The organism is Nocardioides panacisoli, from assembly GCF_039537325.1.
Taxonomy (GTDB): Bacteria; Actinomycetota; Actinomycetes; order Propionibacteriales; family Nocardioidaceae; genus Nocardioides; species Nocardioides panacisoli.
Genome location: NZ_BAABAH010000018.1, coordinates 63,011 through 89,418, shown reverse-complemented (window position 1 = coordinate 89,418; position 26,408 = coordinate 63,011). Strand labels below are relative to the sequence as shown.

The window sequence follows — 26,408 nt, the reverse complement described above, 5'->3', positions numbered from 1 at the left end:
CTGTCCGACGACGCCCGCTCAGCGACCTACGCCGGCTGGCTCCACTTCTACAATCACCACCGACCCCATACCGGCATCGGAGGCCTGGCCCCCGCCGACCGCGTTCACAACGTCACGGGGAACTACACCCTAGCTCAGGAGCCGCCGCGGCATCAGCAGGTAGCGGAAGCCCGCGTCCGCCGCCTCGTCCTCGCTCGTGCCGCTGATGACAACCGGCTTGGACGCCTGGGTGAAGGCCAGCTCGACGACGGGCTCGTCGATGGCGGTGAGCCCGTCGAGCAGGAACTGCGGGTTGAACCCGGTGACCAGGTCCTCGCCGTCGATGGTCGCGGGCACCGACTCCGAGGCCTGCGCCTCGTCACCGGACCCGGCGTCGAGCGTCAGCGCGCCGTCCTTGAACGCGAGCTGGACCGCGGTGTTGCGCTCGGCCACGAGGGCGACGCGCTTGACCGACTCGATGAGCGAGATCTTGTCGATCTTCGCGGTGGTGAGCTTCTCCGACGGGAACAGGCTGCGGACCTTGGGGAACTCCCCGTCGAGGAGCCGGGTCGTCGTACGGCGGACGCCGCCGGGGCCGCTGCCCTCGAACCCGATCAGGCCGTCGCCGCTGCCGGTCGCCGACAGCGCGATGGTGATGTCCGCGCCGGCGGTGAGGGCCTTGGCCGTGTCGCCGAGCACCTTCGCCGGGACGAGGGCGGCCAGGGAGGCGTCGGGGGTGCCGGGGTTCCAGCCGAGCTCGCGCTGCGAGAGCCGGAACCGGTCGGTCGCGAGCAGGGTGATCGTGTCGCCCTCGATCTCGATCCGCACACCGGTCAGCACGGGGAGCATGTCGTCGCGGCCGGCGGCGGTGACCGCCTGGGCCACCGCGTGCGCGAACGCCTCGCTCGACACGGTGCCCGTCGCGGCCGGCATCTCCGGGATCGCCGGGTAGTCCTCGACGGGCATCGTCTGCAGCGAGAACCGCGAGGAGCCGCAGGTGATCGAGACGCGGGCACCGTCGAGCATCACGTCGACCGGCTTGTCGGGGAGGCTGCGACAGATGTCGGCCAGCAGCCGGCCGCTCACCAGTGCCTTGCCCTCGTCGCTGACCTCGGCGGTGAGCGTCGCGCGCGCCGAGGTCTCGTAGTCGAACGTCGACAGGACCAGCCCGTCGTCGCCCGCCTCGATCAGCAGGCCGGCGAGGGTCGGTGCGCTCGGCCGCACGGGCAGGCTGCGGGCCGCCCAGGCGACGGCGTCGGCGAGGACATCGCGGTCGACTCGGAACTTCACGGTGGGGTCCTTAGCAGGAGGCAGGGCGGTCGGGGCGTGCGGGCGGGGCAGACCGGGCGGGGAATGACACGGATGTGGTGGGGAGCATCCTGCCACGCGGCGTGGAAGTCCACAGGTGGGCAGTCGGGAGTTCGGTTCCCGTCGATCTGGCCAGTTGTAAGTCCGTAGTGGTCATAGCGTGGGTGGAAACTGTGGACAACGCCCCTCGTCGCAGGTCAGGGGCCGAATTCGTGTGCACAGCCCCTGGGGACGGCGCTGGGTACGGCGCAGCAGCGGGTGTGGACGGCGACCCGGCGGTGGAGCGCCCCTGTGGTTCGTCCCCCGAATCCTCCCCGTGTATTTCGGAGGGAACCACGGGGTTTCTCCACAGTCCTCAGCCCTGCCGGGCCTGCATCTTCACGCGGTTGGTGAGCTCGCTGACCTGGTTGAAGACGGCCCGACGCTCACCGAGCAGCTGGTTGATCTTGCGCTCGGCGTACATCACCGTCGTGTGGTCGCGGTTGCCGAACTGCGCGCCGATCTTCGGCAGGGACAGCCCGGTGAGCTCGCGGCACAGGTACATCGCGATCTGTCGCGCCATCACCAGGTGCCGGCCGCGGCTCGGTCCGGTGAGCTCCTCGATCGTCAGGCCGAAGTAGTTCGCGGTCTGGGCGATGATCAGCGGCGCCGTGATCTCCGGCTCGCCGCCCTCGGGGATCAGGTCCTTGAGCACGATCTCGGCCAGGGTCAGGTCGACCTCCTGCCGGTTGAGGTTCGCGAACGCGGTCACTCGGATCAGCGCACCCTCGAGCTCGCGGATGTTGGTCTGGATCTTCGACGCGATGAACTCGAGCACGTCCGGCGGCGCGGTCAGCCGGTCCATCGCCGCCTTCTTCCGCAGGATGGCGATGCGGGTCTCGAGGTCCGGCGGTTGGACGTCGGTGATCAGGCCCCACTCGAACCGGCTGCGCAGCCGCTCCTCCAGGGCCTCGAGCCGCTTGGGCGGGCGGTCGGAGGTGAGCACGATCTGCTTGTTGGCGTTGTGCAGGGCGTTGAAGGTGTGGAAGAACTCCTCCTGGGTCTGGGTCTTGCCCTCCAGGAACTGGATGTCGTCGATGAGCAGCACGTCGACGTCGCGGTAGCGCCGCTTGAACCGCTCCTGGCGGTCGTCGCGGATCGCGTTGATGAACTCGTTGGTGAACTCCTCGGAGCTGACGTAGCGGACCTTCGCGCCGGCGTAGAGGCTGCGCACGTAGTGGCCGATCGCGTGCAGGAGGTGGGTCTTGCCGAGTCCGGACTCCCCGTAGACCAGCAGCGGGTTGTAGGACCGGCCCGGTGCCTCGGCGACGGCGACCGCGGCCGCGTGCGGGAACCGGTTGGACGAGCCGATGACGAAGGTCTCGAAGGTGTACTTCGGGTTGAGCCGGGACTCGCTCGAGGTCGGCGTCGGTCCGAGCTCCGGCTCCGGGGCCTCGTACACCGGCCGCGGGTCGGGTCGATAGGTCGATGTGTCGTCAAGTGTCTTTGTCGACATGTCGACGTCGTCGTACGCCGCCTCGGCCTCGGGCGCCGGCGCGGCTCCGGGGGTGCCCTCGGCATGCAGCGAGGCGTCGACGGCGACCGCGAGCTGCACCTCGTGACCGATCCGCTCCGAGAGCGCGTCCTCGAGCTCGCCGCGCAGCCGCCCCTCGAGCCGCTTGCGGGTGAAGTCGTCGGGCACCGCGACCAGCGCGGTGGTGCCGTGCAGGGTGAGCGGCTGGCTGACCTGCAGCCACGCGCGCTGGTGGGCCTGGAGGTCGGCGACGACGGCGCGCCACGCGCTGCCGAGCCGGTCCCCTGCCTCGGTCTCCTGCTGGGTCGTCCCCTCGTCCTCGGGTCCGTCCGACATCCCGGTCACGGGCAGTTCCTCTCAGTGCTCGGTCTGGCTCCACAAGTTTGTCCACAGGCTGTGAACTCGGCGCCGATGGGTGCGGCGGCGCTGGACCGAGGCCGCTCCAGCGCGCGTTGGGAGACACGTTTTCGCAGGTCAGGCCCCCAGTTCGGGAAAGTGGCCGAGGCTGCGACCTCGTATCCTGCACCGCATCGTCGGAGAATGGCGGGGAATCCCGGAGAGATCGAACCTAACCGCCTCCGGGCCTGTGGATCAAGCCGCTATCCACAGGCTTTTCCGAAGCTTGTAGAGACCGCGGCGGCGTGGGTTTGACCCTCGATCTCGCGCGCGCGTACCGTTGGGCGGTCATCCGGTGGTGAAGCGTGCCCGCACGCCTCGCCGAACTCGCCAACCAGGGCGAGGGTGGTCGATCGCAACGCGCTGCGCGATGGGTCGGCCGCTGTGCGTCATCCGGTCAGACCCTTCCCAGCACGCCACCAAAATGAGGTCATCGTGAGCAAGCGGACGTACCAGCCGAACAACCGTCGTCGCCACAAGACGCACGGCTTCCGACTGCGGATGCGCACCCGCGCCGGCCGCGCCATCCTGTCCAGCCGTCGCCGGAAGGGCCGCAAGAGCCTCTCGGTCTGAGGCGGCCGAGCACGATCGTGCTGCCTGCTGCGCACCGACTGACGGACCCGGCGGGGTTCCGGAGCGCCACCCGTGAGGGTCGGCGCTCGTCCTCGCGCACCCTGGTGACCCACTACGTCGCCGGGACGGGTCCGGTCCGGGCCGGGTTCGTGGTCAGCAAGCAGGTCGGCGGCGCCGTCGTCCGGAACCGGGTGAAGCGCAGGCTGCGCCATGCCGTCCGCGAGCTGCTGGTCCGCGACGCGCTTCCGTCGTCGGGCTGCCTGGTCGTGCGGGCCCTGCCCGCCAGCGCGACCGCGTCCTACGGGGAACTGGCGGCCGACCTCGCCCGTTGTCTCGACCGGGTGCACGCGCCGGCCGCGTGATCCGTGAGCTGGGGCGATGGTGAGGAAGATCCTGGTCGGGGTGATCCGGGCCTACCAGTTCGCCCTCAGCCCGATGCTCGGTCAGAACTGCCGCTACTACCCGTCGTGCTCGGCGTACGCCGTCCAGGCGATCGAGCTGCACGGCGCGATCAAGGGCAGCTGGCTCGCCGTGCGGCGACTGGCCCGCTGCCACCCCTGGACCCCGGGAGGGGTCGACCACGTGCCACCGCTCCGCACGGCGCCAGCCGGCGGGGCTCCAGCAACACCTGAGGACCAAGGAGTCTGAGTGGGAGCCATCGGCGACATCGGCCACTTCATCATGGTGCCGCTGTACTACATCGTGTCGGCGGTGCTGCTTGCGTGGCACTGGTTCTTCGGGTTGTTCCTCGACCCCGAGGGCGGCTTGTCGTGGGCGCTGTCGATCATCGGCCTGACCCTGGTGATCCGCGCCGCGCTGATCCCCCTGTTCGTGCGGCAGATCAAGGCCAGCCGCAACATGCAGCTGATCCAGCCCAAGGTGAAGGAGCTGCAGAAGAAGTACGGCCACGACCGGCAGCGTCTCGCCGAGGAGACGATGAAGCTCTACAAGGAGTCGGGCACCAACCCGTTCGCCTCCTGCCTGCCGCTGCTGCTGCAGATGCCGATCTTCTTCGCGCTGTTCCGGATGATCTCCCAGGCGACGAAGGCCGACACCGCCCACGGCTTCCTGACCGTCGCCAAGGCGAAGGAGTTCGGCAACTCGCTCGTGTTCGGCCGGTTGCCGCTGCACGGCAACTTCTGGGAGGCCCGGACCTGGGGCGACAGCCCCGACGGGCTCGTGATGGTCGTCGCGGCCGTGCTGGTGCTCGCCATGACGGCGACCACGTTCACCACCCAGCGCCAGCTGATGGCCAAGAACATGCCGGCCGACGCCATGTCCGGCCCCTACGCCCAGCAGCAGAAGATGCTCCTCTACATCCTGCCGGTGGCCTTCGGCCTCGGTGGCGTGGCGTTCCCGATCGGCGTGCTCCTGTACTGGACCACCTCGAACCTGTGGACGATGTGCCAGCAGTTCTACGTCATCCGGAACAACCCCGCTCCGGGCACGCCCGCCTTCAAGGCGAAGGAGGAGCGGGACCGGCTCAAGGCGCAGAAGCACGGCGAGACCTTCGAGGCCTACGACGCGCCGGCCACCGGCACCGAGGTCGCGGAGCCGGAGCGGCGGCCCCGGCAGCAACCCCAGCGCCAGACCCGCTCGCAGCGCAAGGGCGGCAACCCAGCCCCGGACCCGGGCAAGAAGCCCCAGACCAAGCCGAAGAACCAGGGAGGCACCCAGTGAACACCGAGGTCGACGAGCAGCAGGCCACGAACGAGGACAGCACCGTCGATCGGCTGGAGCGCGAGGGCGACATCGCCGCGGACTACCTCGAGGAGCTGCTGGACATCGCCGATCTCGACGGCGACCTGGACATGGACGTCGAGGCCGATCGGGCGGCCGTGTCGATCGTCGGTGCGGACCTGTCCCAGCTGATCGGCACCGACGGCAAGGTCCTCGAGGCGCTGCAGGAGCTCACCCGGCTGGCGGTCTACCGCGAGACGGGCGAGCGGTCCCGCCTGATGCTGGACATCTCCGGCTATCGCGCGGACAAGCGCGCGCGGCTCACCAAGCTCGGCGAGGAGACCGCCGCCAAGGTGAAGGAGACCGGGGAGCCGATCGCCCTGGACGCCATGTCCCCCTTCGAGCGGAAGATCGTGCACGACGCGGTCGCTGCCGCCGGGCTGGAGTCGGAGTCGGAGGGCGTGGAGCCGCGGCGCTACGTCGTCGTGCTGCCGGCGGCCACGGACGACTGAGCCGCGAGCTCTGTTTCACGTGAAACCGAGCGGCGCGGAGGACACCGGGAGCGCCGGCCCCGGTCCTCCCCCGCCAGCGGCCGTCGCGCTCTTCGGCGACCGGATCGACGCCGCTGAGCGGTACGTCGGCCTGCTCGCGACCGACGGGATCCTGCGCGGCCTGATCGGCCCGCGGGAGGCGCCACGGCTCTGGGACCGGCACGTCCTGAACAGCGCGCTGCTCGCGGACGCCGTCCCCGAGGGCGCGTCCGTTGCCGACGTCGGCTCCGGTGCCGGCCTGCCCGGTCTCGTGGTCGCCATCGCCCGGCCCGACCTCCGGGTGACCCTGGTCGAGCCGCTGCTGCGCCGCACCACCTTCCTCCTGGAGGCGGTGGAGGCCCTCGGGCTGGGCAACGTCGTGGTCCGGCGGGACCGGGCCGACGCGCTGCACGGCTCGGCGAGGTTCGACGCGGTGACGGCGCGCGCGGTCGCTCCGTTGGAGAGGCTGCTCGGCTGGTGCATGCCGCTGGTTGCGCCGGAGGGCGCACTGCTGGCGATGAAGGGCTCCTCGGCGGACGACGAGGTGGCGGCGGCGGGTCCGACGCTCCGGCGCCTGGGATGTGGAGAGCCGGTGGTCGAGGTGTTCGGCGGAGACCTGGCGCGGGAGTATCCGGACGTCGAGCCGATCCGGGTCGTGCGGGTTACCTGGGCCGACCCGGCGCGGGTATCGTGGCCGACTTCCGGGTCACGGTCCGGAACGGCTCCACGGTCTGCTCGGCGTACCGCTGCACGCGGTCGACGGCAGCCGCCCGGGACGAGGACGCAGAGGTGACCGTGACGGTCGGATCGAGAGGCGGGGCATGAACGACCGGGAGTTTTCCACCGGTGACAAGGTGGGCGCTGAGCGTGACCGTCCACAGGGCGACCCGAGTTATCCACAGGCGTCTGCGAGCCCGCCGCCCGGTGTTCCACGTGAAACGGACACCGACGTTTCACGTGAAACCGAGGGATTCGCAGTGCGGACGGCTGCGGAGCTGGCGTCCTACGACCCCTCCGACGACGACGACATGACGCCCCTGGCGCGGGCCGCCCAGCACTCCGTGCTGGTCCGGCAGAACCTGCGGAACCAGCCGACGGCACCGCGCCCCAAGGAGACCCGCGTCTTCGTGGTCGCCAACCAGAAGGGCGGGGTGGGCAAGACGACGTCGACGGTGAACATCGCGGCGGCGCTCACCCAGCTCGGGCAGCGCGTCCTGGTGATCGACCTCGATCCCCAGGGCAACGCCTCGACGGCGCTCAACGTCCCGCACCAGCAGGGCACCCCGTCCACCTACGACGTACTGGTGGACGGCGTGCCGCTCGCCGACGTGATGCAGGACTGTCCGGACGCCGCCGGTCTCCAGGTCGTCCCCGCGACGATCGACCTCGCCGGCGCCGAGATCGAGCTGGTCAGCGTCGTCGCTCGCGAGGGCCGGCTGAAGAAGGCGATCGCCGCCCACCCGCAGGTCGGCTCCGAAGCCGACGCCGGGCCCGAGCGCTTCGACTACGTCCTCATCGACTGCCCGCCGTCCCTGGGCCTGCTGACCCTCAACGCGCTCGTCGCCGGAGCGGAGATGATGATTCCGATCCAGGCCGAGTACTACGCCCTCGAGGGGCTCGGACAGCTGCTCTCGACGGTGGACATGGTCCGTGCCCACCTCAACCCCGAGCTCGCCGTCTCGACCATCCTGCTCACGATGTTCGACTCCCGCACCCGGCTCGCCCACGGCGTCGCCGCGGACGTCCGGGACCACTTCGGCGACCAGGTGCTCAAGACCGCGATCCCCCGCTCGGTACGGGTCTCCGAGGCGCCGTCCTACGGTCAGACCGTGATGACCTACGATCCGGCCTCACCGGGCGCGCTGAGCTATCTGGAAGCCGCGCGCGAGATCGCGACCCGAGGGAGCCTGACGTGAGTGGATCCTCGCCCCGCCGTGGCCTCGGCCGAGGTCTCGGTTCACTGATCCCCACCGCTCCTCCCCCGGCGGACGACGCCCCGGAGGCCCAGGCCCCCACGCCCGCGAGCCCGCCGGGCGGCGAGCGCGCGGGTGCGGACGTCCAGGACGCTCCGGGTCCCGGGCCGGACCTGGTCCCCGTCCACGGCGCCTACTTCGCGGAGCTCGAGCCGACCAGGATCGTCCCGAACCGCGTGCAGCCGCGCCAGGTCTTCGAGGAGGAGGCCATGGCCGAGCTCGTGCACTCCGTGCGCGAGATCGGACTTCTCCAGCCGGTCGTCGTCCGGCCGGTCGGCGACGGCAGCTACGAGCTGATCATGGGCGAGCGGCGCTGGCGCGCGGCCCAGGCGGCGGGGCTCGAGCGGATTCCCGCGATCGTCCGGCAGACCGAGGACGCGGACATGCTCCGCGACGCGTTGCTGGAGAACCTGCACCGCTCGCAGCTGAACCCGCTCGAGGAGGCGGCGGCCTACGCGCAGCTGCTCGAGGACTTCGGGTGCACCCACGACGAGCTCGCCCAGCGCATCGGGCGGTCCCGTCCGCAGATCAGCAACACGCTGCGGCTGCTGAAGCTCGGGCCCGCGGTCCAGCGCCGGGTGGCTGCCGGCGTGCTGTCGGCCGGTCACGCCCGCGCGCTGCTGGCCGTCGACGACGCCGACATCCAGGACCGCCTCGCCCAGCGGGTCGTCGCGGAGGGCATCAGCGTCCGTGGGCTCGAGGAGATCGTCGCGGTCGGCGACCACGGCAGCAACAAGCGCACCAACCGCCCCAAGCCGCACGCGCCGGGCCTGGTCGACCTCTCCGACCGGCTGGCCGACCGGCTGGAGACGCGGGTGAAGATCGACCTCGGCCAACGCAAGGGCAAGATCACCATCGAGTTCGCGAACACCGGCGACCTGCAGCGGCTGGTCGACATCATCGACCCGCGGAACCGCGCCGACCGTCCGATCTGATTGTCGACAAAGCTACAGGTCGCCGTGTCGACAAGTCGCTCTAGCGACTAGTCGCTCTGCGCGGCCTTCTCCGCCTTGCGGCGGGCCCGTTCGGCGAGCTCGGCAGCGTCCAGCTCGGCGGCCTTCTCGGGCGTCGGCGCCGACCCGCCGAGCCGCGCCGGGGTCCACCAGCTGCCGGGGGCCTTCTCGGCCTCGGGGTACTCGGCGAGCACCTCGTCGAGCAGGGCGGCCATCCGGGTGCGGAGCTCGGCGGTCTCCGCGGCCGGGTCCTCGCCGGTGACCTGCATCGGCTCGCCGACCTTGATCGCGATCGTCTTCGGGCTCCGGGAGAAGTCCTTGGGGTGGTCCTTGGTCATCAGCCGGTGGGCGCCCCACACGATGACGGGGATCAGGGGCACGCCGGTCTCGGCGGCGATCCGCACGGCGCCGGTCTTGAGCTCCTTGATCTCGAAGGAGCGGGAGATGGTGGCCTCGGGGTAGATCCCGACGATCTCGCCGGCCTCGAGATAGGCCTTCGCGTCCAGCAGGGACTGCTCGCCCGCCCCGCGGTCGACGCGGATGTGGTGGAGGGAGCGCAGCAGGTGCCCTACGCCCGGCTTGTCCATCATCTCCTTCTTGATCATGAACCGGACCAGGCGGTGCTGGGGCTCGGCACCCGCGCCGGCGTAGATGAAGTCGACGTACCCGGTGTGGTTGATGGCCATCAGTGCGGCGCCCTTGCGGGGGACGTTCTCCGCGCCGGTCACGACGACCCGCTGCCGCATCAGGCGGAACATGACCTTGGCGGTGGCGATGATCGGTGGGTACGTGATGTCGAGCATCAGATGAGTGTGACAGGCGACCCGAGAACACCGGCAGAGCCCCGACGGCAGATTCCGCGCGGAAATCTGTCCTGAGCGAACAAAAGGGTGGCTGGGGCGGCCGACCGCACCGGCTCAGCGGCGGGTCGCGAGGAAGTCGGCGATCCTGCCGATGGCCTCCTCGAGGATCTCCACGTCGGGCAGCGTGACCAGGCGGAAGTGGTCGGGCGTCGGCCAGTTGAAGCCGGTGCCGTGGGTGACCAGGATCTTCTTGGCCCGCAGCAGCTCGATGACGAACTGCTCGTCGTCCTCGATCCGGTAGACCTCGGGGTCCAGCCGCGGGAAGCAGTAGAGCGCGCCGCGCGGCCGCACCGAGGTGACGCCGGGGATCTCGTTGAGCAGACGGTGCGCGAGCATCGACTGCTCGTAGAACCGGCCTCCGGGGACGATCAGCTCGTTGATGGACTGGTAGCCGCCGAGCGCGGTCTGGATCGCGTGCTGCGCGGGCACGTTGGCGCACATCCGCATGTTGGCGATCAGGGTGAGCCCCTCGAGGAACTCCTCGGCGATCTCCTTGGGACCCGAGATCATCACCCAGCCGGCGCGGTAGCCGCAGACGCGGTAGGCCTTCGAGAGGCCGCTGAACGTCAGGCAGAGCACGTCGCTGCCCGCCGCGGAGGCGGCGTGGTGGTGTACCGCGTCGTCGAAGAGGATCTTCTCGTAGATCTCGTCGGCGAAGACGACCAGGTCGTGGCGCCGGGCGATGTCGACGAGCGCCGCGACCATCTCCTTGCTGTAGACCGCACCGGTGGGGTTGTTGGGGTTGATGATGACCAGCGCATGTGTGTTCTCGGTGATCTTGGCCTCGATGTCCTCGAGGTCCGGCATCCAACCGTTCTCCTCGTCGCACCGGTAGTGCACCGGGATGCCGCCGGACAGCGTCACCGCGCCGGTCCACAGGGGGTAGTCGGGCGCCGGCACCAGGATCTCGTTGCCGTCGTCGACGAACGCCTGCAGCACCATCGAGATCAGCTCGGAGACGCCGTTGCCGATGAAGACGTCCTCGACGTCGGTCTCTTTCAGGCCGCGCGACTGGTAGTACTGCGCGACGGCGGTGCGTGCGGAGTAGATGCCCTGGGAGTCGCTGTAGCCCTGCGCGTTGGGCAGGTGGTGCACGACGTCGGCGAGGATCGCCTCGGGCGCCTCGAAGCCGAACGGTGCCGGGTTGCCGATGTTGAGCTTGAGGATGCGGTGCCCCTCGGCCTCGAGGCGCTGGGCCTCGACGAGGATGGGCCCACGGACGTCGTACCGGACGTTCAGCAGCTTCCTGCTCTGGCGGATCTTGCGCACGGTCGCGATTGTCCCAGCCGGGCCCGGAAAGCGCGCGGGCATATCGCGCGGCGATATCCGGGCCTACGCTGGGGAGGTGGCCAGGACCACCGTCCCGCTGACCCTCGACAGCCTCGCGGCGCTGAGCGAGCTCGACCTGCCGTGCCGTACCTGCCTCTTCTGGGAGCTCGATCCGGTCCGCCGGGACGCGCTGGACGCCGAGCAGCGGGCCGAGGTCAAGGAGGCGTGGGTCTCCGAGGTGCTCCGCGAGTGGGGCTCGTGCGGGCGGGTGGCGATGATCGACGGCAACGCTGCGGGGTACGTCGTCTACGCGCCCGCCGCCTACGTACCGGGGGCGGGCGCGTTTCCGACGGCACCCGTCTCGCCCGACGCGGTGGTGCTGACGACCGCCCGGGTCGGGGAGGGCTACGGCGAGGCGGGCGTCGGACGGCTCCTGGTCCAGGCGATGGCGCGTGACCTCGTGAGCCGGCGGGACGGCATCCGCGCGGTCGAGGCGTTCGCCACGACCAGCCGCCGGGGCGCCGGTGGGTGCCTGCTGCCGCAGGAGTTCCTGGCGCGGGTGGGTTTCAAGACCCACCGCCCGCACCCGACGACGCCGCGGATGCGGATGGAGCTGCGCAGCCTGGTCAGCTGGAAGGACGAGGTAGAGGCGGCCGTCGAGAAGCTGCTCGGGGCCGTGACGGTGAAGGGCCACCCCCGCCCGGTGCACCGGGACCTGAACTGACCCGCTGACGACGAACGCCCGCCTCCCTCGCGGGAGACGGGCGTCGTGGAGAGGGCGTGCTCAGGCCTCGATGAACTCGGAGAGCTCGTTGAGGATCGCGGCCTTCGGCCGGGCACCGACGATGGTCCGGACGACCTCGCCGTTCTGGTAGACGTTGATCGTCGGGATGCCGGTCACGCGGTAGGACGCGGGCGTGACCGGGTTCTCGTCGACGTTCATCTTGCGGAACTCGATCTTGTCGCCGTGCGCGCCGGCGATCTCGTCGAGGATCGGGGCGACCTGGCGGCACGGTCCGCACCACTCGGCCCAGAAGTCGACCAGCACCGGCTTGTCGGACTTGAGGACCTGGCTCTCGAACTCGGCGTCGGTCACGGCGGAGATGTTGTCAGCCACTGCGGGCCACCCTTCGGTTGAGGTGAACGAAACGTCTGCTGGGAGAACGTAGTGCCCTCCCGCGGCATTCCCGCCCGTCAGACGCCGGCGGTCGCGGCCGCGTGGGCGATCTCGGCGAGGTACTTCTCGGCGTCCAGGGCGGCGGCGCATCCGGTGCCGGCGGCGGTGATCGCCTGCTGGTAGCGACGGTCGACCAGGTCGCCGGCGGCGAACACGCCGGGCTGGTTGGTCTCCGTCGAGCCGGGCTGCACGACGACGTAGCCGTCGGGGTCGAGGTCGATCTGGCCCTTGACGAGCTCCGAGCGCGGGTCGTGGCCGATGGCGACGAACAGGCCGGTCGCCGGCAGCTCGCGCTTCTCGCCGGTGACGGTGTCGCGCAGGGTCAGCGACTCGAGGACGTCGTCGCCGTTGATCGCGTCGACCTCGGCGTTCCAGACCATCTCGAGCTTGGGATCGGCGAAGGCCCGCTCCTGCATGATCTTCGAGGCGCGCAGCTCGTCGCGGCGATGGATCAGGGAGACCTTCGAGCCGAAGCGGGTGAGGAAGGTGGCCTCCTCGACGGCCGAGTCGCCGCCGCCGACCACCGCGATGTGCTGCTCGCGGAAGAAGAAGCCGTCACAGGTGGCGCAGTAGGAGACGCCGCGCCCCGAGAGCTTCTCCTCGTTGGGCAGGCCGAGCTTGCGGTAGGCGGAGCCCATCGCGAGCACCACGGTGTGCGCGGTGTAGGTGTCGGTCGCGGTCTTGACGACCTTGACCGGGCCGGTCAGGTCGACCTCGACCACGTCGTCGGCCACCAGCTCGGCGCCGAACCGCTCAGCCTGCGCGCGCATCTGGTCCATCAGGTCCGGGCCCATGATGCCGTCCTTGAAGCCCGGGTAGTTCTCGACCTCGGTGGTGGTCATCAGCGCACCTCCGGCCGTGACCGAGCCCTCGAAGACGAGCGGCTTCAGGTTCGCGCGGGCGTTGTAGACCGCGGCCGTGTAGCCGGCGGGGCCTGAGCCGATGACGATGACGTTGCGCGGCTCGGTTGACTCGGTCATGACGCTCCTGACGTGTTGCGGGACCTGATGTTCAAACCCGATCGTAGGCGCGACCATTCCCGACCGAGAACGGCGCGGGGTGGCCTCAGCCGGCCGGGATGGTCGTCGACCGCAGGACGTCGGCCGTGCCGCACTGCAGGACCTCGACCACCTGGGTGTCGCCCTTGGGGATGCGGAAGGCCACCACGGCCGGGCGACCGCCGTACCGGACGCCGAGCAGGACGCCGTGGCCGTAGCGGGCCGGTGCGCAGCGGAAGCCGTCCGGGGCCACCGGCGCGTCCGCCGAGTACGCCGACCTCCCCACCTGGCGAGCGAATCCGTGCCGCAGCGCCTTCAGGTCGGGGACCAGGTGGCCGGGGCGCACGCGCGCCGACGCGACCGACTTCAGGGCGTTGAGATCGGACCTGGTGGGCGCCTTGGTCCGGTCGTGCGGCGTGATGCTGTCGCCGCCACCACCCCCGGAATAGTCCTTGGCGCCGCTCACCTCCGCGTCGGCGCCCGGCTCGCGGGAGACGGCCGAGTCGGCCGACGTGGAGCCCGCGTCCTCGCCGCTGCTCCCGTGGCTGCTGATCGCGATGCCGCCGACCACCACGGCCGCGGCGGCGACCAGCAGCGCGGCGGCTCGCCGGCGACGGCGCGGCGCGAGCGGGACCACGTCGGCCACGGGGGCACCGTCGGCGGTCCGGGCCCCAGCCAGTCCGGCGAGGGTGTCGTCGAGGCGCGCGGCGACCGCCGGCGGCACCGGTCCGGCCTCGCGGACGCCCGCGAGCAGCCGGCGTACCGCAGCCTCGTCCTCGGGGGACGGCTGCGGCGCCTGCTGGTCGGCGTCGTCGGTGGGGGTCATCGCTTCCGGTCTGTGGGAGTGGGTGGCGGATCGGGTCAGTGGGGGTGAGTGGGTCGGGGGCCGGGACCGATGGGCGGGCCCCGGGGCGACGTTGGTCCGACGTCCGGGTCGTTCGCGTGGTTCCCCGCGACGGGGGTGTCGTCGGTCTCACGGTCGGCGTCGATCAGCGGCCGGAGCAGCACGGCGAGCCGCGCCCTGCCGCGCGAGCAGCGGGACTTCACCGTGCCCTCGGCGCAGTCGAGGATCGCCGCGGCCTCGGCGACGCTGTAGCCCTCCATGTCGACGAGGACGAGCGCGGCGCGCTGGTCCGGCGCGAGCCGGCGCAGCGCGTCGAGGACCTGCCGGCGGCGTTCGGAGCGGATGCCGTGCTCGGCCGGGTCCTCCGTGCCGTCTGCGGCGGAGACGAGCGCACCGCGGCCGGTCTCGTCGACGTCGTCGGGGAGCGGCTCGGCGCGGCGCACCTTCTGGGCGCGGAGCCGGTCGAGGCACGCGTTGACGACGATCCGGTGCAGCCAGGTGGTGACCGCCGCGTCGCCGCGGTAGGAGCCGGCGCGCCGGAACGCGGCGATCATCCCCTCCTGGAGACCGTCTGCGGCGACCTCGGGGTCACCGGTCGTGCGGAGGGCGACCGCCCACAGCCGGTCGCGGTGGCGGGCGAACAGCGTCCCGAAGGCGTCGGCGTCACCGTCGACGTGGGCCGACAGCAGCTCGGCGTCCGTGCCGGCATCAGCGGCCATCGACGGTGACCTCCGCGATCTCGCCACGGAAGCCGCCGCCCGACACCGGCGGGAGGGAGGTGATCCACACCAGCGCATAGCGTCCGGTGACGGCATGGGCCGGCGTGAGCGTGAGCCGGTCGCCGGTCGACCTGCCCTTGGCGACGGGGGCGCCGGTCGGGGCCTTGGTGGGGCCCGCGTCGTAGACGTAGAGGCTCACCGACGTCGGGGACCCGGCCAGCGCGAGGTCGACCGAGGCGATCTCCGTGCTGCGGCCGAGGTCGACGACGAGCCCGACGCCGGGCTTGAGGCCGCCGGGGCCGAACTGGTCGTAGTAGGTGTAGGTCGCCCAGGTCGTCTGCGGGTTGCCGTCGACCGCGTTGGCGGCCTCCTCGTCGTGCTCCTCGCGCTTGGAGTCGTAGGGGTCGAACGCCGTGGCGGTGAGACCGGTCAGGTGGTGGGGGGCCGCGGGCGACGCCGGGGCCGACGTCGAGGGCGTCGGCGTCGGCTCGTCGGTGGCGAAGCCGAGCGGGGTCCGGCCCCGGCCGAGGTTGAAGGCGACGACGACGCCCATCAGCAGCAGCAGCGCCGCCGCGATCCCGATCGCCAGCCGCAGCCAGCTCCGCCCGGGCACCGTGTCGATCTCGGAGGTCCCGTCGCCGTCACCGTTGCGGAGGCCGGCGGCCGCCTCGGCGTCCCAGGGCCAGAACCCGGTGGCGGCGACGGGCCGGGGCGACGCGGGTGGTGGCGGCGCCGGCGGCTGCGGCACGTCGGGGCGCGGTCGGCGTACGTTGTCGGGGGAGAAGAGCGGTCGTTCCGGGGGGTCCTCGAACGGTGGCGGGGGCGGCGGTGGCGTGCTGCGCGCCCGGAGCCACTCGACCTGGTCGTCCTCGCCGAAGACCGGCATGCCGGCCTCGGTCGGCAGGTCGCTCACCGAGGGGATCGGCGGGTCGTCGGCGTCCTCGCCGCCGAGCTCGTCGAGCCGGTCGACGGGCTGGGTCGCCGGCTCCGGCTCCGGCTCCGGCTCCTCGAGGACAGCCGGCTCCTCCCGGGCGACGACCTGGACCGTGGGGTCCGGGTAGTCGTGCGGGACGGGGTCCGCGACGCTCGGTAGGTTGACCGGCTGGACGTCGTTGATCGGGGGGATCGACGCGGCCAGCGCCTCGGGGAGGCCGGTGGTGTCGCCGAGGAAGTCGGTCAGGGCCTGGCTGATCGCCGCGGCGGAGGAGAGGTCGGGGGCGCCGTTGCCGTGCCGCCGGCGGTCCCCGGACGTCACGACCTCGCACCAGAGCTGGTCGAGCGCACGGGGTACGCCGGCCCGCACCCGCCGGGGCGCGAGCACCTCGCCGTGCGCGACCGGGGCCGCCGGGACGATCGAGTCCGACGGCCCGGGCCAGGTCGCGGTCAGCGCGCAGTAGAGCAGGCCGGCCAGGTCGGCCCGATCGGTCTCCTCGTCGCGGGTGCGGATGCCGTGCAGCGCCGCGTCGACGCAGAGCCCGATCAGCCGCACCGAGCCGAACCGGTCGATGAGGACGTTCTCGGGATTGAGCCGGCCGTGGGCGACGCCGGCCTGGTGCGCCCGGGCGATCGCGGCCGCGACGTCAGCCACCAGCCAGGCGGCCCGCCGCGGGCCGAGCGGCCCGGCCTGCAGGACCAGGATGTCGAGGGAGATCCCGTTGCCCCACTCATTGACGACGTAGCAGAGCCCGTCGCGGTGGTCGGCGTCGAGCACGCGAAGGATCCGGGCGTCGAGGACCTGGGCGGACGCGCCGGCGGCCTCGATGAGCGCGTCGGAGCGCGGGTCGTCCTCGGCGATGACGTGCAGCGCCACCGGCCTCTCGAGGACGAGGTCGTGGGCGCGCCAGAACCGGCCTCCCGCGCTCTCGCTGAGCAGGTCGACCAAGCGGTAGCGGCCTGCGAGCAGGTCACCCGGCCGCGTCGACGTCGCCACCCCAGTCCTTTCCATCACCTCGGCCAATCGTAGGGGCCGGGTGGGCTCAGATCTCACGGATGGCTCAGTCCCCTAGCCTCGCCGGAGCCTCCCGGTCACCGTGCCGATGACCGAGGTGACCTCGTCGATGCGCAGGACCCGCGAGACGCCGACGAACACCACGACGTCGACCAGCGCGACGACCATGCCCTCGACCAGCGCGAGCGGCCAGCTGCCGTGGCCGGGAAGGTGGTCGAAGCCCCGCCCGATCGGCCACGCCGCCGCGAACGCGACCGCCGTGGACACCGCCGTCGCGACCAGCAGCCGGCCGAGGAAGCCGGCCAGCGGCCCCAGCTCGAGCACGTGCAGCCGTCGGCTCAGCAGCCCGAAGGAGATGCAGGCGCCGACGGCGTACGCCGCCGTGTAGGCGAGCACCAGCATCGGCGAGGTCTGCTCGGCGCCGACCCGCCCGACCAGCACGATCGCGACGACGATGTTGACCGCGGCGATCGCGCACTGCACGAAGAAGACGAGGCGGTTGAGCTCCAGCGCGTAGTAGCCGCGCAGGCTCAGGTAGTGGATCGTGAAGAACACGATCCCGATCCCGAAGAGGGACAGCGTCGGCTCGAACCGGTCGTAGGAGTTCGCGGTCGCGCCGTGCCCCCAGATCACCTGGGCGATCTCGTGCGCGACCACGGGCAGCAGGGCGGCGAACGGCACCGCCACGACCATGGCCGAGCGGGCCGTGTCGGTGAGGGTCCGCCCGAATGCCGCCATGTCCCCGTCCGCGGCCTGCCGGGAGAGCCGCGGGAGCACGGCGGTCGCCAGCGAGACGGTGACCACCGAGTGCGGCACCATCACGACGAGGAAGACACTGGAGTAGATCGTGATGCCCGTGCCGTCGGACGCGGACGCGGTGCCGCCGGTGGCGAGACGGACCACGACGACGTACGCCGCCTGGTTGACGACGACGAACAGCACGGTCCAGACGCCCAGCCGCAGCGTCGAGCCCAGCCCGGTGCCGCGGAAGTCGAACCGCGGGGTGATCCGCACGCCCGCCGCCCGGAGGTAGGGCACCAGGATGGCGAACTGGGCGGCGATGCCGAGGGTCGAGCCGATCCCGAGCAGGGCCTCCTGCGACGGCGTGAACGCGCCGCGCTCGACCGCGCCCGAGGCCGGGCCGAAGACGAAGAGGTAGACCACCAGCACGCCGACCGAGATCACGTTGTTCGCGATGGGCGCCCACATCATCGGACCGAACCGGCCGCGCGCGTTGAGCACCTGCCCGACCAGCACGAACATGCCGTAGAAGAAGACCTGTGGCAGGCAGTAGCGCGCGAGGTCGATGGCCGAGTCGCGCCGGGCGACGAGGGTCGGGTCGCCGTACCGTCCGGGCAGCAGGACGTCCATCACCCACGGCGAGGCCACGACGAGCAGCACGGTGACCGTGCCGAGGAAGAGCACGGCGAGGGTGATGACGCGGTCGACGTAGCCCGCGCCACCGTCGGCGTCGTTCTTCATCGCGCGGATCAGCTGCGGGACGAGCACCGCGTTGAAGACGCCGCCGGCCAGCAGGATGTAGAGCATGTTGGGGACCGTGTTCGCGACGGTGAACAGGTCCGCGTGCAGCGAGGCGCCGAGCGCGGCGGCGAGCAGGGTGCTGCGGAAGAAGCCGGTGAAGCGGGACACGACGGTGCCCGCCGCCATGATCGCGCTGTTGGCGAGGATCCCGCCCTGGTCGCCGGTCGCGGTGCTCACGACGCGCTCCGCGCCCGCCGGATCCGGCGCGCCAGGCGGATCCCGATCGCGACGAACAGGATCCCGGCGCCGGCGCCGATGATCACCCAGATGATCTCGCCGACCTGCCCGGAGCGGATCGAGACGAGGGTCGTCGCACCGAGCTGGTCGCCCTCGGTGGTGGTGAGCATCAGCCGCACCTGGTGCACCCCGACCTTGGAGGTGTGCGCGTCGAGGACCTGCGTCGTCCTGGTCTTCGGCCCGAGCTCGACCGGGTCGCCGACGTCGACCGCGATCCCGCTGTCGGTCTCGGCCTGGATCTGCACGGTGACGGGCTGGCGGAGCCGGTTGGCGAGGGTGACGGCGAAGCTGCCGTCGGCGCTGGACAGCGTGACGCCCCGCGGGCCGGTGAGCCGCACGGCCGCCTGGCGGCCGGCGATCCAGCGTCGCGCCGCGATGAGGCGGCCGGTCGCGTCGCTCGGCGCGGGGCGGGCGGCGTACGACGTCGCGGTCAGGGCCTCGCCGGCGACCTCGCTCGCGACGGTGTCGTTCGCCGTCAGCATCCGCTGCAGCGACGTGCCGTCGCGCATCAGCCCCTCGGCCTCGTCGAAGACGGTGGCGTCGAGCTCGTAGTCGGCCTGGTCGTCGGGGTAGGTCAGCCTGCTCACGTCGACCCGCTCGGTCCGGCCGGCCAGCGCGTCGGTGAGCGAGGTCAGGTGCAGCCAGTCGGCGTCGAGCCCGGACCAGAACTCGTCCGCCCCGCTGGCGTCGACGGTGGACGGGAGGGTCACGACGAGCGGTCGGGTGTCGCCCCGGAGCACGCGGAGCGCCGCCTCGCTGAGCAGGCGCTGGCGCAGCGCGACGGGAGCGATCCGCGGGTCGGGGCCCGGCCCGCCGGCGCCGGCGCCGGATGCGACGACAGCGAGCCGGTGCCCGTTGAACCGGGTGGCGCCGGGCGGCCCGTCGGGGAACTCGCGGCGGCCGAACATCTGGTCGGTCACCAGCGCGACCGAGTCGTCGTTGGCGAGCAGCATCGCGTTGGCGTCGAGGTAGCCGCTCGGCGAGCCGATCACCGGGGTGCCGGGCACGTCCCAGTCGTCGAGCACGGAGGCGTGGTCGCGGGCGCGCTTGTAGAGGTCGGGCGCGTGGTCGGCCGCGGCGGACATGTCCAGGTCGCCGTACGGCAGGGTGAGCAGGTCGCCGATCCGCAGCTGGGCCTGCAGGACGTCCAGCCAGTCCTGGGCCCCGGGGACAGCACGGTCCGGTTCCTGGTCGGTCTGGGCGTCGCTGCCACCCGGGTCCTGGCTCGGGCTCGCGGACTGCGACCCGTCGCCGCCGCCGTTGCCCGGGCCCGGCCCGGTCGTGGGGGCGAGCGAGCGCGCGGGGTTGCCGTCGGCCAGCCGCTTGACCGCATCGGCGACGGCCGGGTCGACCAGCCAGGTCACCGGCTGGCCGAGCGCGGCCTGCCCGAACGCCAGCAGCCGCCCGAGGTTGCCGTTCTCGGACAGCACGTACTGCCACACCCGCGGTCGGGCCACCGCCCCCGCGGCCGTGTAGGCCACCCGCCGGCGCAGCGGCACGACGACCGACACGTCCACCGGGTCGGCGCTGGTGTGCCCGACGTAGGGCAGGAAGGTCCGGGCCCGTCCGTCCGCGACGTCGTCGGCGGGGGTGTCGCTGCTCTGGCCGAGCGCGTGCACGCCGAACCAGTAGACGCCGGGCGTGGTCGAGGGCAGGTCGGCGTGCGGGACCGTGAGGGTGTACGTCGCCGTCTCGCCGGGCCGCAGCGCCCCGACGCGTGTCGACACCGACACCGGCCAGTCCGGACCGACCATCCGCTCGCCGACGACCGCCGTCGGGTCGGAGTCCGCCGCGTCGGCCAGCTCGCCGGAGCTCTCGATCGGCACGCCGTCGGCGTCGAGGAACGGGTAGACGTCGATGCTGTGCCAGGTCTCGGTGGTCCGGTTGGTCACCGTCCCGCTGATCACCACCGGCCCGTGGTCCGGCACGTAGCCCGGGTCCAGCCGGTCGATCGTCATCAGCAGCGGCGCGTCGTAGGGCGTCGCGCCGTCGTCGTCGCCGTGCGCGGGGGCGGCCGCGAGCACCGTCGTGAGCAGCCCGGCTCCGGCCAGCACCGCCCGCAGCGAACGGGACGAGGGCAGGCGGACCACCCCACGAGGGTAGAGGCGGGCGTCGGCGGGGCGCTCACTAGACTCACCCGTCGTGCCCGATCCGTTTCCCCCGACCCCCCCGCCCCCCGCCGGGGAGCCGCTGCGGATGGTCGACGTCCAGCGCGCGGTCGCCGCGGAGCTGGACCGGATCGCGCCGGTGATCGACGAGCTCGGCGCCCTGTTCGAGGATGCCGGGCACGAGCTCGCGCTGGTCGGTGGACCGGTCCGCGACGCGATGCTGGGGCGGGTCTCCAACGACCTGGACTTCACCACCTCGGCCCGTCCGGAGCAGACCGACCGGATCCTCAAGTCCTGGGGCGACGCCTGGTGGGACATGGGCCGCGCGTTCGGCACCATCGGCTGCCGCAAGGGCGACTGGGTGGTCGAGGTGACGACGTACCGCTCCGAGGCCTACGACCCGGAGTCCCGCAAGCCGGCGGTGGAGTACGGCGCCACGCTGGCCGGTGACCTGGGGCGTCGTGACTTCACCGTGAACGCGATGGCGGTGCGGCTGCCCGGCCGCGCGCTCGAGGACCCGTTCGGCGGGCTCGTCGACCTCGCCCACCAGGTGCTCCGCACGCCCGGCCGACCGGAGGACTCCTTCTCCGACGACCCGCTGCGGATGATGCGCGCCGCGAGGTTCGCGGCGCAGCTCGGCTTCACCGTCGACCCCGGGGTCGTCGCTGCCATGACCGACATGGCCGACCGGATCTCGATCGTGTCCGCGGAACGGGTGCGCGACGAGCTGGTCAAGACGATCTGTGCGCCGTACCCCCGCCTCGGCCTGACCCTGCTCGTCGACACCGGCATCGCCGACCGCGTGCTGCCCGAGCTGCCCGCCCTGCGGCTCGAGCGCGACGAGCACCACCGGCACAAGGACGTCTACGAGCACACCCTCACCGTGCTGGAGCAGGCTGTCGCCCAGGAGGCCGAGCGGTTCGAGGGCCGCCCGGACTTCGTGTCGCGGTTCGCGGCGCTGATGCACGACGTCGGCAAGCCGCGGACCCGCCGGTTCGTCGACGACGGGTCGGTCACGTTCCACCACCACGACGTGGTGGGGGCGAAGATGACCCGCAAGCGGATGCAGGCGCTGCGCTTCTCCGGCGACGAGATCGACGCCGTCACCCAGCTCGTCGAGCTGCACCTGCGCTTCCACGGCTACGGCACCGGCGAGTGGACCGACTCCGCGGTGCGCCGCTACGTCCGCGATGCCGGCGACCAGCTGACCCGGCTGCACGTGCTGACGCGGGCCGACTGCACGACCCGCAACCAGCGCAAGGCCGAGCGGCTGCGACGGGCGTACGACGACCTCGAGGCGCGGATCGACCGGCTGTCGCAGGAGGAGGAGCTGGCCTCGATCCGGCCGGACCTCGACGGCAACCAGATCATGGAGATCCTGGGCATCCCCCCGGGCCGCGAGGTCGGCGAGGCCTACCGGATGCTGCTCGAGCTGCGCCTCGACAACGGCCCGATGTCGCAGGAGGACGCCGCGTCGGCGCTGCGCGAGTGGTGGGCCGCGCGCTCCTGAGTCAGGGGGCGTGCAGGATCTTGTCCTTCTCGGCCGCGAACTCCTCGTCGGTCAGTGCTCCGCTCGTGTGCAGCGCTGCCAGTCGCTCGAGCTGCCCGACGGGGTCCGGGACGCCGCCGTCGGCGCCGGGGTTCATCCGCACCACCCGCACGCCTGCATCCCCCAGCCCGAGGGCGCCGAGCGCCTGCTGCACGCGAGCGGCCTGGTCGGGGGTCAGCGCCGACCCCCCGAGCGGCACCGGTCCGACCGGTGCGAGACCTGGGTTCGCCACTTCGTCCTCGGGCGCCGTGTTCGCCTGCCACGGCTCCACCGCCTTGCGCTTGGCCGACCACCGGACGCGGACCCGCTGCCCGACCTGGTAGCTCCCGGTCGCCGAGTAGAACTCGCCGGTCGCGCGCACGGTCTGACCCGTCCGGGGGTCGGTGACCTCGGCCGTGACCGACTGGAACCGGCCCGACGGAGTCGGGTCGTAGGGACCGGAGACGACGTTCCCGGTCGGGTGCTCAGGGTCGCCGACCTCGACGAGTGTCGCCTCGGTCGTGACCGCGTGCTTGGGGTTGCGCCACCAGTGATCGGTGTAGATGTGGAACATGAGCCATTCCTACCGCTCCTACCGCAGTCGGACGAGCCCGAGCCGGGCCGACGGCTAGGGTCCGGCGCATGCCGACGTACGACGCCGCCCCGCTCCAGGCCGAGATCGAGATCTCCGCACCGCCGGAGGAGGTGTGGGCCCTGGTCTCCGACCTTCCGCGGATGGCCGCGTGGAGCCCCCAGGTCGTCAGGACGTTCGTGCGCGGGGGGCGTCCGGTCGCGCTCGGGACCAAGACGGTGAACATCAACCGCAGCGGGCCGTTCTTCTGGCCCACGAACTCGAAGGTGATCGAGTTCGAGCCCGCCCGGCGGCTGACCTTCCGGATCAAGGACAACTGGATGCACTGGAGCTACCAGCTGGACGCGACGCCCGACGGGGGGACCCGCGTCGTGCACCGCCGCGAGGCGCCCGACGGCCTCGCCCCGATCTCCGCGCGGTTCCAGCGCCTCGCGATGGGTGGCCCGGAGAAGTTCGACGCCCAGGTGCGGGCGGGAATGGACACCACGCTCGAGCGGATCAAGGCCGAGGTCGAAAGCTGAGCCGCCGGGAAGCGCCCCGGCGCTAGCCTCGGGCATGCGGTTCTGGGACCTGAGCGACGCCGACGTCGAGGCGATCGACGCGGAGCCCTGGGACGGACCACTGGTCGGGCTGGTCCGGCCGATGACGTTGCGGTCGATGACGCGGATCTACCTGGCCGGCACCTTCCTCGCGCTCCAGGCCGCACTGATGGCCTTCCTCTTCGGGCTGCTGGTCCCGGACGAGCTGCGGCACCCGCACGCGCTGGTGGCGATGGCGGTCGTCCTCCTCGTCGTCGGCGTGCTGATCCCGGTCGGGCTGGTGGTGCTCCCCGGACGGACCATCCGGCGGTGGACGCCCGCCACCGGCACGGTGATCACCCTGTCCATGGGCATCCTCTCGACCGGGGGCATCTGGGCCTCGGGGCCGCACTACGCAGTGGTCGTCGTCTTCTACTTCGAGGCGCTGCCGTTCGCGTTCTACGCCTTGCGCCTGCGCTGGGCCCTGCTCGGCGCCGCCGATGCGGTGGTCGGGTGCGGGCTGGTGATGTTCCTCCAGGACGGCTGGGCCCACCCGGCGCTCCAGTGGCTGACAGCCGTGTCGACGATCGTGGCCGTGGCGATGACCGTCGGGCTCCTCGCGGAGCGGGCCGACCGGCTCGCGGCGTCGGAGCACGCGGCCCGGGTCGAGCTCGACGAGGTGAACCGCACCCTGGAGGACCGGGTGGCCGAGCAGGTCGGCGAGATCGAGCGGCTCGGCGGCCTGCGCCGCTTCCTCACCCCCCAGGTGGCCGACGCGGTCCTGTCGGCGGACGCCGACGCGGTCATGCGGCCGCACCGCGCGCGCATCGCGGTGTTCTTCTGCGACCTGCGCGGCTTCACGGCCTTCACGAAGGACTCCGAGCCGGAGGAGGTCGTCGCGGACCTCGACCTCTACTACCGGACGGTGGGAGAGGTGCTGCAACGGCACGGCGCCACGATCGGCGGCTACGCCGGCGACGGGATCATGGCCTACTTCGGTGACCCGGTGCCCCACCCCGAGCCCGCACGCGCCGCCGGCGCGATGGTCGCCGAGCTGCGGAGAGACCTCGACGCGCTGGTCGCCGAGTGGCATCGGCGCGGCCACGACCTGAGCTACGGGGTCGGCCTCGCGTGCGGCTACGCGACGCTCGGTGTGGTCGGCTTCGACGGGCGCTTCGACTACACCCCGCTCGGCGGGGTGGTGAACCTCGCCGCGCGGCTGTGCGGCAAGGCCGCTGCCGGACAGGTGCTGGTCGACCACGCGACCTACGCCGACCTGGACGGCACCGCCGTCTGCACCCCCGTCGAGGGGCTCGAGCTCAAGGGCCTCGGCGAGCAACGCGCCTACGCCCTGGCATGAGAAAGGGCCGGTCCTCCCGGACCGGCCCTTCCTCGGGGTTCGATGCCTACTCTTCGCCGCGGATGAACGCCTCGACGCGGGCGCGGCCCTCGTCGTCGGGGAGCTGCACCGGCGGGGACTTCATCAGGTAGGACGACGCCGAGATGATCGGCCCACCGATGCCGCGGTCCTTGGCGATCTTGGCGGCGCGGATCGCGTCGATGATGATGCCGGCGGAGTTCGGGGAGTCCCAGACCTCGAGCTTGTACTCGAGGTTCAGCGGGACGTCACCGAAGGCGCGGCCCTCGAGGCGGACGTAGGCCCACTTGCGGTCGTCGAGCCACGCGACGTAGTCGGAGGGGCCGATGTGGACGTTCTTGTCGTCGACCAGGCCGGCGAGCGATCCGGTGAGGTTCGACGTCACGGCCTGGGTCTTCGAGACCTTCTTGGACTCCAGGCGCTCGCGCTCGAGCATGTTCTTGAAGTCCATGTTGCCGCCGACGTTGAGCTGGTAGGTGCGGTCCAGGGCCACGCCCCGGTCCTCGAACAGCTTCGCCATCACGCGGTGGGTGATGGTCGCGCCCACCTGGGACTTGATGTCGTCGCCGACGATCGGGACGCCCGCGTCCTCGAACTTCTTGGCCCACTCGGGGTCGGAGGCGATGAAGACGGGGAGGGCGTTGACGAAGGCCACGCCGGCGTCGATCGCGCACTGGGCGTAGAACTTGTCGGCCTGCTCGGAACCCACCGGCAGGTAGGACACCATCACGTCCGCCTGGGTCTCCTTGAGCGTGCGCACCACGTCGACCGGGTCGGCGCCGGACTCCTCGATGGTCTGGCGGTAGTACTTGCCGAGACCGTCGAGCGTCGGGCCGCGCTGCACCTCGACGCCGAGCGTCGGGACGTCGCAGATCTTGATGGTGTTGTTCTCCGAGGCGTTGATCGCCTCCGAGAGGTCCTTGCCGACCTTCTTGTCGTCGACGTCGAACGCGGCGACGAACTCGACGTCGCTGACGTGGTAGTCGCCGAACGAGACGTGCATCAGGCCGGGGACGGTGCCGGAGGGGTCGGCATCCCGGTAGTACTGCACGCCCTGGATCAGGGACGTGGCGCAGTTGCCCACGCCGACGATCGCTACACGAATCGAACTCATGAGAGTCCTTCCTTGTCTGGTGTGGGGGTCGGGGTGCCCCGTTCGGCATTGATCAGGTCCGAGAGCCAGCGGACCTCGCGCTCGACCGACTCGACGCCGTGCCGTTGCAGCTCGGCGGCGTAGCGGTCCACTTCTTTCTGCGTCATCGCGAGCTCGCGCTGCACGCGATCGAGTCGCTCCTGGAGCCGGGACCGGCGCCCTTCGAGGACGCGGAGCCTGATCTCCATGTCGGTGGAGGAGAAGAACCGGAACCTGATGTCGAAGTTGTCGTCCTCCCACGCGGCAGGACCGACGTCCGTCATCAGGCGCGAGAACTCTTCGGTCCCCTTCTCGGTCACCTGGTAGACGATCCGCTGGCGCCTCGACGTCGGTGCGACGCCGGCGGCACCGGACAGCTCCTCGATCAGGTTGTTGCGGAGCATCTTCTTCAGCGCCGGGTAGAGCGAGCCGTAGGACAGGATCCGTCCCCACCCGAGCATGAGGTTCAGCCGCTTGCGCAGCTCGTAACCGTGCATGGGTCCCTCGTGCAGCAGCCCGAGGACTGCCAGCTCGATGGTGTCTCCACGCCGTGCCATGCGACCTATCGTAGCGATATATCCGTGGAATGCGAACATCCGATGGATCGGCCGCGTCCGTCGAGGGTCCCCGGGGCCGCCGAATGGAGGCCT

At 71.6% G+C, this 26,408-nt stretch carries 26 protein-coding genes and 1 pseudogene; 13 read left to right on the top strand and 14 right to left on the bottom strand.

From position 1 onward, the window contains the following. Positions 1 to 114: pseudogene (locus ABD709_RS19225) on the top strand (IS481 family transposase); the annotation flags it as partial. Positions 115 to 129: 15 nt separating this feature from the next. Here ABD709_RS19225 and dnaN read toward each other — a convergent pair. Together dnaN and dnaA are read right to left on the bottom strand one after the other, a co-directional pair. Next, positions 130 to 1,269, bottom strand: coding sequence for a DNA polymerase III subunit beta (gene dnaN / locus ABD709_RS19220; protein WP_344778476.1), 1,140 nt, complete (start codon positions 1,267 to 1,269; stop codon positions 130 to 132). 373 nt (positions 1,270 to 1,642) lie between these two features. Next, positions 1,643 to 3,136, bottom strand: a complete 1,494-nt coding sequence (gene dnaA / locus ABD709_RS19215) for a chromosomal replication initiator protein DnaA (RefSeq protein WP_344778482.1) — start codon at positions 3,134 to 3,136, stop codon at positions 1,643 to 1,645. 495 nt (positions 3,137 to 3,631) lie between these two features. Between dnaA and rpmH the strand changes: the two genes are divergently transcribed. The 8 genes from rpmH (at position 3,632) to ABD709_RS19175 (ending at position 8,887) form a co-directional block, all read left to right on the top strand. Further along, positions 3,632 to 3,769: a 50S ribosomal protein L34 gene (rpmH, locus tag ABD709_RS19210; protein ID WP_344778474.1), complete on the top strand. Its 138-nt coding sequence runs from the start codon at positions 3,632 to 3,634 to the stop codon at positions 3,767 to 3,769. Between the two features lie 17 nt (positions 3,770 to 3,786). Further along, positions 3,787 to 4,131 (top strand): ribonuclease P protein component, encoded by a 345-nt coding sequence (gene rnpA / locus ABD709_RS19205; protein WP_344778472.1) that lies wholly within the window; start codon positions 3,787 to 3,789, stop codon positions 4,129 to 4,131. A 16-nt stretch (positions 4,132 to 4,147) separates the two neighbouring features. Then, positions 4,148 to 4,417, top strand: a complete 270-nt coding sequence (gene yidD, locus ABD709_RS19200; RefSeq protein ID WP_344778470.1) for a membrane protein insertion efficiency factor YidD — start codon at positions 4,148 to 4,150, stop codon at positions 4,415 to 4,417. Between the two features lie 33 nt (positions 4,418 to 4,450). Next, the gene (gene yidC / locus ABD709_RS19195; protein WP_425575194.1) at positions 4,451 to 5,449 is read left to right on the top strand and encodes a membrane protein insertase YidC; all 999 of its coding nucleotides are present in this window, start codon (positions 4,451 to 4,453) and stop codon (positions 5,447 to 5,449) included. Next, a complete protein-coding gene (locus ABD709_RS19190) occupies positions 5,446 to 5,961 on the top strand; it encodes a Jag family protein (RefSeq protein ID WP_344778466.1) in 516 nt (171 codons plus the stop codon). Before yidC ends, ABD709_RS19190 begins: the two co-directional genes overlap by 4 nt. 19 nt (positions 5,962 to 5,980) lie before the next feature. Beyond that, positions 5,981 to 6,772: a 16S rRNA (guanine(527)-N(7))-methyltransferase RsmG gene (gene rsmG / locus ABD709_RS19185; RefSeq protein ID WP_344778464.1), complete on the top strand. Its 792-nt coding sequence runs from the start codon at positions 5,981 to 5,983 to the stop codon at positions 6,770 to 6,772. A gap of 184 nt (positions 6,773 to 6,956) precedes the next feature. Further along, positions 6,957 to 7,895 carry a ParA family protein gene (locus ABD709_RS19180; protein WP_344778462.1) on the top strand — a complete coding sequence of 313 codons (939 nt, stop codon included), beginning with the start codon at positions 6,957 to 6,959 and terminating at the stop codon, positions 7,893 to 7,895. Further along, positions 7,892 to 8,887, top strand: coding sequence for a ParB/RepB/Spo0J family partition protein (locus ABD709_RS19175; protein ID WP_344778460.1), 996 nt, complete (start codon positions 7,892 to 7,894; stop codon positions 8,885 to 8,887). Before ABD709_RS19180 ends, ABD709_RS19175 begins: the two co-directional genes overlap by 4 nt. A gap of 47 nt (positions 8,888 to 8,934) precedes the next feature. Here the strand turns inward: ABD709_RS19175 and ABD709_RS19170 are convergent, their stop codons facing one another. After that, entirely contained in the window at positions 8,935 to 9,708 is a 774-nt protein-coding gene (locus tag ABD709_RS19170) for a lysophospholipid acyltransferase family protein (RefSeq protein ID WP_344778458.1), read from the bottom strand. A 114-nt stretch (positions 9,709 to 9,822) separates the two neighbouring features. Continuing rightward, positions 9,823 to 11,037: a pyridoxal phosphate-dependent aminotransferase gene (locus tag ABD709_RS19165; RefSeq protein ID WP_344778455.1), complete on the bottom strand. Its 1,215-nt coding sequence runs from the start codon at positions 11,035 to 11,037 to the stop codon at positions 9,823 to 9,825. Between the two features lie 76 nt (positions 11,038 to 11,113). Between ABD709_RS19165 and ABD709_RS19160 the strand changes: the two genes are divergently transcribed. After that, positions 11,114 to 11,761, top strand: a complete 648-nt coding sequence (locus ABD709_RS19160) for a GNAT family N-acetyltransferase (protein ID WP_344778453.1) — start codon at positions 11,114 to 11,116, stop codon at positions 11,759 to 11,761. A gap of 60 nt (positions 11,762 to 11,821) precedes the next feature. Here ABD709_RS19160 and trxA read toward each other — a convergent pair whose 3' ends face one another. The 7 genes from trxA to ABD709_RS19125 all read right to left on the bottom strand — a co-directional run bounded on the left by trxA (position 11,822) and on the right by ABD709_RS19125 (position 20,592). Then, entirely contained in the window at positions 11,822 to 12,154 is a 333-nt protein-coding gene (gene trxA / locus ABD709_RS19155) for a thioredoxin (protein ID WP_344778451.1), read from the bottom strand. Between the two features lie 77 nt (positions 12,155 to 12,231). Further along, positions 12,232 to 13,251, bottom strand: coding sequence for a thioredoxin-disulfide reductase (gene trxB, locus ABD709_RS19150; protein ID WP_425575193.1), 1,020 nt, complete (start codon positions 13,249 to 13,251; stop codon positions 12,232 to 12,234). Positions 13,252 to 13,279: 28 nt separating this feature from the next. Next, on the bottom strand, positions 13,280 to 14,038 hold the full coding sequence (locus ABD709_RS19145; RefSeq protein WP_344778447.1) for a hypothetical protein: 759 nt from the start codon (positions 14,036 to 14,038) through the stop codon (positions 13,280 to 13,282). Between the two features lie 35 nt (positions 14,039 to 14,073). Next, positions 14,074 to 14,775: an RNA polymerase sigma factor SigM gene (sigM, locus tag ABD709_RS19140; RefSeq protein ID WP_344778445.1), complete on the bottom strand. Its 702-nt coding sequence runs from the start codon at positions 14,773 to 14,775 to the stop codon at positions 14,074 to 14,076. After that, a complete protein-coding gene (locus tag ABD709_RS19135) occupies positions 14,765 to 16,705 on the bottom strand; it encodes a protein kinase family protein (RefSeq protein WP_344778444.1) in 1,941 nt (646 codons plus the stop codon). The genes sigM and ABD709_RS19135 overlap by 11 nt, the downstream gene beginning before the upstream one ends. Before the next feature lie 72 nt (positions 16,706 to 16,777). After that, positions 16,778 to 18,442: a murein biosynthesis integral membrane protein MurJ gene (gene murJ / locus ABD709_RS19130; protein WP_344778443.1), complete on the bottom strand. Its 1,665-nt coding sequence runs from the start codon at positions 18,440 to 18,442 to the stop codon at positions 16,778 to 16,780. Next, complete coding sequence (locus ABD709_RS19125; RefSeq protein ID WP_344778442.1) at positions 18,439 to 20,592, bottom strand: DUF6049 family protein; 2,154 nt, start codon at positions 20,590 to 20,592, stop codon at positions 18,439 to 18,441. The genes murJ and ABD709_RS19125 overlap by 4 nt, the downstream gene beginning before the upstream one ends. A gap of 106 nt (positions 20,593 to 20,698) precedes the next feature. On the opposite strand from ABD709_RS19125, the gene ABD709_RS19120 reads away from it, so the two are divergent. Then, positions 20,699 to 22,120 carry a CCA tRNA nucleotidyltransferase gene (locus tag ABD709_RS19120; RefSeq protein WP_344778480.1) on the top strand — a complete coding sequence of 474 codons (1,422 nt, stop codon included), beginning with the start codon at positions 20,699 to 20,701 and terminating at the stop codon, positions 22,118 to 22,120. A gap of 1 nt (position 22,121) precedes the next feature. Here the strand turns inward: ABD709_RS19120 and ABD709_RS19115 are convergent, their stop codons facing one another. Next, the gene (locus ABD709_RS19115) at positions 22,122 to 22,712 is read right to left on the bottom strand and encodes an SHOCT domain-containing protein (protein WP_344778441.1); all 591 of its coding nucleotides are present in this window, start codon (positions 22,710 to 22,712) and stop codon (positions 22,122 to 22,124) included. A gap of 68 nt (positions 22,713 to 22,780) precedes the next feature. On the opposite strand from ABD709_RS19115, the gene ABD709_RS19110 reads away from it, so the two are divergent. Both ABD709_RS19110 and ABD709_RS19105 read left to right on the top strand, forming a co-directional pair. Further along, positions 22,781 to 23,251 carry an SRPBCC family protein gene (locus ABD709_RS19110; RefSeq protein ID WP_344778440.1) on the top strand — a complete coding sequence of 157 codons (471 nt, stop codon included), beginning with the start codon at positions 22,781 to 22,783 and terminating at the stop codon, positions 23,249 to 23,251. Positions 23,252 to 23,285: 34 nt separating this feature from the next. Beyond that, on the top strand, positions 23,286 to 24,608 hold the full coding sequence (locus tag ABD709_RS19105) for an adenylate/guanylate cyclase domain-containing protein (RefSeq protein WP_344778439.1): 1,323 nt from the start codon (positions 23,286 to 23,288) through the stop codon (positions 24,606 to 24,608). 46 nt (positions 24,609 to 24,654) lie between these two features. On the opposite strand, the gene ABD709_RS19100 is transcribed toward ABD709_RS19105, so the two are convergent. Together ABD709_RS19100 and ABD709_RS19095 are read right to left on the bottom strand one after the other, a co-directional pair. Then, the gene (locus ABD709_RS19100) at positions 24,655 to 25,740 is read right to left on the bottom strand and encodes an inositol-3-phosphate synthase (RefSeq protein WP_344778437.1); all 1,086 of its coding nucleotides are present in this window, start codon (positions 25,738 to 25,740) and stop codon (positions 24,655 to 24,657) included. After that, on the bottom strand, positions 25,737 to 26,315 hold the full coding sequence (locus ABD709_RS19095) for a helix-turn-helix transcriptional regulator (protein ID WP_344778435.1): 579 nt from the start codon (positions 26,313 to 26,315) through the stop codon (positions 25,737 to 25,739). The genes ABD709_RS19100 and ABD709_RS19095 overlap by 4 nt, the downstream gene beginning before the upstream one ends. Positions 26,316 to 26,408 lie beyond the last annotated feature (93 nt).